This window comes from Nocardia sp. NPDC058640 (assembly GCF_042716995.1).
Classification (GTDB): Bacteria; Actinomycetota; Actinomycetes; order Mycobacteriales; family Mycobacteriaceae; genus Nocardia.
In genome coordinates this window covers 344469-351793 of record NZ_JBHXRG010000002.1, presented here as the reverse complement: position 1 = coordinate 351793, position 7325 = coordinate 344469, and the positions used below count along the sequence as shown (strand labels likewise).

The following is a 7325-nucleotide window of genomic DNA, read 5'->3' as shown; positions in this document are numbered from 1 at the left end:
GTAGCGGCCCGGCCGCGAGTTAGCCGCCGTTGCGTCCGAGGCGCAGCCTCCAGCAACGGTGGCTAACTCGCGGCCCCTCAGGGGCCGCGCTCGAGCGCGCCAGCGCTCCAAAAACACAGCCTCAAACAACCCGGGACCACCAAAACCCTGTGGCTTTGCCCTACCCTCCTCCCTGCCACCACCCAAACCCCGTGGCTTTGCCCTACCCCACCTCCCTGAAACCACCACCCCCCGAATCCCCACCAACCTCCCGCAACACCCGCACCGCCCCCCGAACATGCCCCAACAACGGCGTCGCGGAAATAGGCGCCCCCGCATCCTCCCCGTCATAAGCAGCCAAATTCGCCGCCAAAGAATGCACCCGAGCCCCCGCCGCAGCCGCCCACCCCGCCTCCCGCCCCGCCGCCAGCAACGCCCCGATAATCCCCGACAACACATCCCCCGACCCCGGCGTAGCAGCCCAATCCCCACCCGCGTCATTGACGAACACCGGCCCCTCCGGCGACGCGATAACCGTGGCCCGCCCCTTCAACAACACCGTCACCCCCCATTCCCGCGCCAACGTCCGCACCGCCCCCACCCGATCAGCTCCCGGCGCAGCCCCGGTGAGCCGCGCGAACTCCCCCGCATGCGGCGTGAGCACCGTCACCGCCGACCGCCCCCGAACCAGCCCCGGTTCCTTCGACAGAATCGTCAACCCATCGGCATCGACCAACACCGGCAGATCACTACCCAAAATCTCCACCAACCGATCCCGAGCCCCCGAATCAACACCGGCCCCCGGCCCGAACACCCAAGCCTGCACCTGCCCCGTCTCCGAAACAGTCGCACTGGCAACAACTTCGGGAAACTTCTCCAACACCTCACCATCAGCCCCCGCGTACCGAACCATCCCCGAGGTAGCCACCACCGCAGCCCCCGTACACAACACCCCCGCCCCCGGATACTTCGCACTCCCCGCACACACCCCGGTCACCCCCTGGCTGTACTTGTCATCAGCGGGCCCCGGCACCGGCCACCCGGCCCCGACATCCCCCGGATCCAACTGCACCAACCCCGCCTCCGGCAGCCGTAACCCGATCGGCACCAACACAATTCGCCCACAGTGCGGCACAGCCAACGCGTGCACCGGCTTATACGCCCCGAACGCCACCGTCACATCCGCCGTCACCGCAGGCCCGTCCACCGCGCCCGTATCAGGATCGACCCCACTGGGCAGATCCGCCGAGATGATCGGAACCCGCACCCCCGCAACGATTTCCGCAGCCTCAGGCCGCAAGGGCCCCCGCCCGGAAATCCCCACGATCCCGTCGATCACCAGATCAACCGCCCCCAGCCGTTCAACCACCCGCCCACCAGCCGCCTTCAACGCCGCCAACCCGTCCCCATGCGCCCGTTCAGGATTCAACAACACAGCCGAAACCCGAACCCCACGACGCCGCAAGAACGCCCCCGCCCACAACGCATCCCCACCGTTATCCCCCGACCCCACAAGCAAACCCACCGTCCGCCCGACCACTCCCCCAGTCCGCGAACGCAATTCATCCACAACCACCCCGGCCAACCCGAAAGCCGCCCGCCGCATAGGCATTCCCGCAGGCACCCGCGTGAACAGCTCCGCTTCGGCCGCCCGAACCTGCTCCACGGTGTAATAGCCACGCCGATCCGACACAGTCGTCTCCCAGCTGCCCGCACGGGCCGCCGACCGTCCCGCGATCGTTCGCAGACTACGCTCCACACCCATGTCGATGGTTCGCCCCCGCGCCGCATCCACCCGGTTTGTCGCCGGCCTCGTCGTGGCCACCGCCCTGTTGTCCGCCGGCTGTTCCGGCGACGCCGACAACGGCGCCTCCACCCCCACCCGCACCTTCCGCCCGGTCAACACGACCACCCCCCAGGTGCACCCCCCGACCAACCTCACGGTCGAGGTCGCCAACATGAAGTACTCCCCCGCCGACGCCACCATCAAGGTCGGCGAAACGGTCACCTGGAAGTTCTCCGACAAGGCCCCCCACAACGTGCAGGGCATCGGCGACAAGGCCATGGGCCTCAACAGCCCCATCATCGACAAGGGCGACTGGTCCTACACCTTCACCCAACCAGGCGTCTTCCGCTACATGTGCACCTTGCACCCGGACATGCGCGGCACCATCACGGTCAAGTGAGCATCTGCGCTGGTTGAACGGTTCAGAGGCGGCGTACTCACGGGTTATTCCGAGATGCGCCGCTCATCCACTTCCCAGAGGCGCTTTTCGCCATACTTCGTCACGTACCGTCTCCCCGGTCTTGCCGGGGATGAACTGGTAGAAGGTGATGACGAACCTTGCACGCTCCGGATCTCCAGGAAATCCGGCATGCAGTTCACCGCCTTCCGAGAACGTCGAATGGACGATAGCCAGCGGGGTATCCGAGTCCCGATGGGGCTCAGACCAACTGGTGGTGGCGGTCGGGTTCTCCGAGAGAGCACGCAGGAAAGCTTTCGCACGCTCCGGGGTATCAAAGTCCATCACGATAAATTGATTGTCATTGCCTTCATCTTCGCAACCAATTCCGTTGACGAAAAATATTTCATCTTCCAGACCGATTTGTGACGGCGTGCCAGGAATCTTGGCGATGCAGTCGGAATCCAGCCATCCCGTCCCATAATTCCCCTTTGATACCAACTGCGGAAACTGGTCGGCAATTGCCTGATTCCGACTTCCCCATTCCTCGGAATTGAGCCTTTCCAGCAGATCGGGACCATATATTCTCCCCGCGACGCCGAATGCGGCGACGACGCCGACGACCACGGACAAGGTGATCAGCACTCGCTTGGCACGTCGCCCTCGCGTCCTACCCTGGGCGGATGGTGCCACCCAATCGGGCGCCGGTCCGTTCGGCGACGCCCCCCACGGAGCACCCTGTGGCACCGAGCCCATGCCATGCTGCGCGTGCACCGTTGCGGCCAGTCGCCGGGGGTCCGGTGTAGCGGCCAGCGCCGCGTGTGCGGCCGCCGCGAATTCACCGCAGCTGGCGTAACGCTGGTCCGGCAACTTCGCCATGCCACGAGCGATGACTTCGTCCAGCTCCGTCGGCAGGTCTGGTCGGAACGTGGACACCCGCGGCGGCTCTTTGGCGAGGTGAGCCGCAATTACCTGACCAGCGCTCAGGTAATTGAAAGGGGCTTCGCCCGTCAGAAGCGTGAACAGCGTGCAGGCCAGCGAATACTGATCCGTCCGGTGATCAACATTGGTGCCGGACAATTGCTCTGGCGAGGCGAAGGCAATCGTCGCGGTGAACGAACCCGCCACGGTGAGCCCGCCATCGAAGGCCATCAACCGCGCGATACCGAAATCGGTGAGCACGGCCCGTTCTCCGCGACCGGCATCCGACGCGGCCAGCAGAATGTTCGCAGGCTTGATATCGCGGTGCAGGACGCCACGAGAGTGGGCATAGTCCAGCGCGTCGGCCACCTGTCCGATCGCGTTCAGCACACGCGACGGGTCCGAGGAGCGAACGGCGAGCTGACCGGCGTGGCCGCCGCGCACGAACTGCATGGCGATCCACAGCCGACCGTCGGTCGTGCCGGTGTCATAGACGTCGACGATATTCGGATGCTCGAGCCGCGCGATGACCTGCGCCTCTTGCTCGAACCGTAGCCGCGACTCCTGATCTGTCGCTGCAGTCGGGATGAGCAACTTGAGTGCCACCTGCATGGGCAGCCTCGGATGTCGAACCAGGTAAACCGTTCCCATGCCACCCTGGCCGAGAACGCCGTCCACGCTATAGCCCGCGAACGACTGGCCAATTTCGAGCTGGACCATGTCAGCGTTCACCCCGCCCGAGTGGGGCCTGTGGCCACCATTGCTGAAAAGTTTCGTCAGCGGTGTGATTCGCCCATTCCAGTTCGAAAACGATAGCCGCCCGATTCTGGTCACCGGGAAACCGCGTGTACACCGTCCGGTCCGCCCCCATGCCGGTCGGCGGGCGCGTGCTGACCGAGACCTGTGTCTGATCACTGGGGTGCGAAACATCCTTGTCTCGCGTCCGGTCCGGCACGAACATATATACCACCGACGTCGCTTCGGCTTCGCTGCTGTATTTTTTTAGTTCGAATTTGATCCCGGACTCTTTGTTGTCGCAGGTAATGGCCGGGGCTGTCCCATTTGAATAGGTACGAGATCTACATTTGGTGCCGAGCCAGCCAGGTCTTGTATGAGTTGGCGGGATCAATTCGGGAAAGGCGTCGGCGATGACCTGATAATCGTCACCCCAGCCGCGCAAGGCTTGCATAATCGGGTCGCGCTGCACATACCCGACAACAATCGCAGCCACCATCGCCAATCCCAACCCCGCGAAGATCCGCGCCTTCCTGGACTTACGCCGAGGTCGACGCGCAACAGGCGGCACCGACGCGAACCCACCCGGCGGCGGCCCAGGCATAGGCGCTCGCCCGACTCCCGCCCCCTGATTGAAAACAGTCGGCGCCATCCTCGACGCCGCCACCGCCCGCCCACGCAACACCTCACCGGCAACAGCAGCGAATTCCCCACAGCTGCTGAATCTTTCGTCCCGATCCTTCGCCATAGCTCGCGCGAAGACATCATCGAGCGCCGGCGGCAGATCAGACCGAAACCCGCTCAATCGCGGAATCGGCTGACTCAGATGACCCGCGACGACTTGCCCCGGATTGGTACTGGCATAGGGAGTTCGGCCCGCGAGTAGCGTGAAAAGAGTGCACGCGAGTGAGTATTGATCAGCCCGGTGATCCACCACTTCTGCCGACAATTGCTCGGGCGATGCGTAGGCCAACGTCGCGGTGAAGGTCCCCGTCGCGGTGAGCTGAGTGGTCGAGTCGAGCAGTCGAGCGATGCCGAAATCGGTCAGCACCGCGCGCTCGGGCCGACCCGCTTCCGGTTGCGCCAGCAGGATATTGGCGGGTTTCACGTCGCGGTGCAACACGCCGTGGGCATGTGCGTGGTCGAGCGCGGCCGCGGTGTCGCTGATGATCCGTAGCGCATGGTCGGCGGTGATCGAGCGCGGATCCAGCTTCGACACGTCGCTGCCCTGGATGTACTGCATCGCGATCCACAGGTGACCGTCGGTGGTGCCGCGGTCGTAGACGCCGACGATTCCCGGGTGGTCCAGGCGGGCGACCACATCGCCTTCCTGCTCGAATCGCCGACGGATCTCCGCGTCGGCAGAAACCTCACGGTTGAGCAGTTTCAGCGCTACCAGTCGCGGCAACCGGGGGTGCCGCGCCAGGTAGACCGTGCCCATTCCACCTTGTCCGAGCACACTTTCGATGTTGTACCCCGCGAAGGACGCGGCGTTTCCCACCCCCACCCCGTCAACCCCTCCCGATCGAGCAACACTGTGTCGGCACGGAGTCTAACCGGTAGTGAGCGAAGGCGATTCAGTCGCGAACCACGCCCTATTCGACGGTGACCGACTTCGCCAGGTTGCGCGGCTTGTCCACGTCGTATCCCAGCGTCTGCGCCACTTCGGCGGCGAAGATCTGCAACGGCACCGTCGACAGCAGCGGTTGGTACAGCGTCGGTGCGGCCGGGATCTCGATCAGGTCGTCGGCGAACGGGCGCACCGTGTCGTCGCCTTCTTCGGCGATCACGATCGTGCGTGCCCCGCGAGCCTGGATTTCGCGAATGTTGCTGAGCAGCTTGGAATGCAGCACCGGCCGACCCTTCGGCGACGGCATCACCACGATCACAGGCAGGCCTTCTTCGATCAACGCGATCGGCCCGTGCTTGAGCTCGCCCGCCGCGAATCCCTCGGCGTGCATGTAGGCCAGTTCTTTGAGTTTGAGCGCGCCTTCCAGCGCCACCGGGTAGCCCACGTGGCGCCCGAGGAACAGCACGGTCGGCACGTGCGCCAGCTCGCGCGCGATGGCCCGAACCTGCGGCGCGGTCTCGAGCACCCGCGCGATCAGCTTCGGCATCGACTCCAGTTCGGCGAACTCGCGCGCGACCTCGTCGGGGTATTTGGTGCCACGCGCCTGTGCCAAGGCCAGGCCGACAAGGTAATTGGCGGCCACCTGGGCAAGGAACGCCTTGGTCGACGCGACGCCGATCTCGGGTCCGGTGCGCGTGTAGATCACCGCGTCGGATTCGCGCGGGATCTGCGCGCCGTTGGTGTTGCAGATCGCGAGCACGCGCGCCTTCTGCTCCTTGGCGTGCCGCACGGCTTCCAACGTGTCGGCGGTTTCCCCGGATTGCGAAATCGCCACCACCAGCGTCGACCGGTCCAAAACCGGGTCGCGGTAACGGAATTCGCTGGCCAGCTCCACCTCGACGGGCACCCGGGTCCAGTGCTCGATCGCGTATTTGGCAAGCAGCCCAGCGTGATACGAACTGCCACACGCGACGACGAACACCTTGTCGAACTCGCGCAGTTCCTGATCGGCGAGGCGCTGCTCGTCGAGAACGATCCGCCCGCCCTTGTCGTCGACGACGAAATGCCCCATCAGGGTGTCGGCGACGGCGGTGGGCTGCTCCTCGATCTCCTTGAGCATGAAGTAGTCGTGGCCGCCCTTTTCGGCGGCGGCCAGGTCCCAGTCGATGGTGAACGGCCTGCTCACCACGCCCTCGGTATTACCGGCGAAATCGGTGACGGTGTACCCGTCCTTGGTGATCACCACGGCCTGATCCTGGCCGAGCTCGACCGCTTCGCGCGTGTGCTCGATGAACGCGGTGACATCGGAGGCGATGAACATCTCGCCCTCGCCGACCCCAACGACCAGCGGCGTCGACCGACGAGCCGCCACGATCGTGCCCGGATGATCGGCATGGGTGAACACCAGCGTGAACGCGCCTTCCAGCCGCTGCAGCACGGCGTGCACGCTCGCGATGAAGTCACCGGCGGTCGGCCCTTCGGCGTAGGCACGCGACACCAAGTGCACCGTGACCTCGGTATCGGTGTCGCTGCGCAACTCCACACCCGCGTCCTCGAGCTCGCGGCGCAGCGGCGCGAAGTTCTCGATGATGCCGTTGTGGACCACGGCGAGCTTGCCCGAAATGTCGCGATGCGGGTGCGCGTTGCGGTCGGTCGGCGCCCCGTGGGTGGCCCACCGGGTGTGCCCCATCCCGGTCGACCCGGCGAACCGATCGACCCCCACCTCGCCGAGTTCGGCCTCCAAATTGGCCAGCCGCCCGGCCTTCCGCTCGACCGCGATCGCCCCGTTCCCATCGAGGATCGCGACCCCCGCCGAGTCGTATCCGCGATACTCCATGCGTCGCAGCGCGTCGACGACAACGCCCAGCGCATCCCGGTATCCGACGTACCCCACGATTCCGCACATGGTCCACCACCCTACTGATCGGCTAGTGTTT

The 7325-nt window shown here is 65.2% G+C and carries 5 protein-coding genes; 1 reads left to right on the top strand and 4 read right to left on the bottom strand.

The window, feature by feature from the left end; genetic code table 11:
- Nucleotides 1–202 precede the first annotated feature (202 nt).
- The gene (locus tag ACFWU5_RS06350; protein WP_379241521.1) at nucleotides 203–1672 is read right to left on the bottom strand and encodes a bifunctional ADP-dependent NAD(P)H-hydrate dehydratase/NAD(P)H-hydrate epimerase; all 1470 of its coding nucleotides are present in this window, start codon (nucleotides 1670–1672) and stop codon (nucleotides 203–205) included.
- 70 nt (nucleotides 1673–1742) lie between these two features.
- Here ACFWU5_RS06350 and ACFWU5_RS06345 point away from each other — a divergent pair, with 70 nt between their 5' ends.
- Nucleotides 1743–2165: a cupredoxin family copper-binding protein gene (locus tag ACFWU5_RS06345; protein WP_379241520.1), complete on the top strand. Its 423-nt coding sequence runs from the start codon at nucleotides 1743–1745 to the stop codon at nucleotides 2163–2165.
- 63 nt (nucleotides 2166–2228) lie between these two features.
- Here the strand turns inward: ACFWU5_RS06345 and ACFWU5_RS06340 are convergent, their stop codons facing one another.
- The 3 genes from ACFWU5_RS06340 to glmS form a co-directional block, all read right to left on the bottom strand.
- A complete protein-coding gene (locus ACFWU5_RS06340; RefSeq protein ID WP_379241519.1) occupies nucleotides 2229–3803 on the bottom strand; it encodes a serine/threonine-protein kinase in 1575 nt (524 codons plus the stop codon).
- Between the two features lies 1 nt (nucleotide 3804).
- Nucleotides 3805–5319 carry a serine/threonine-protein kinase gene (locus tag ACFWU5_RS06335; protein WP_379241518.1) on the bottom strand — a complete coding sequence of 505 codons (1515 nt, stop codon included), beginning with the start codon at nucleotides 5317–5319 and terminating at the stop codon, nucleotides 3805–3807.
- A 94-nt stretch (nucleotides 5320–5413) separates the two neighbouring features.
- Nucleotides 5414–7294 (bottom strand): glutamine--fructose-6-phosphate transaminase (isomerizing), encoded by a 1881-nt coding sequence (gene glmS / locus ACFWU5_RS06330; RefSeq protein ID WP_379241517.1) that lies wholly within the window; start codon nucleotides 7292–7294, stop codon nucleotides 5414–5416.
- Nucleotides 7295–7325: the final 31 nt, after the last annotated feature.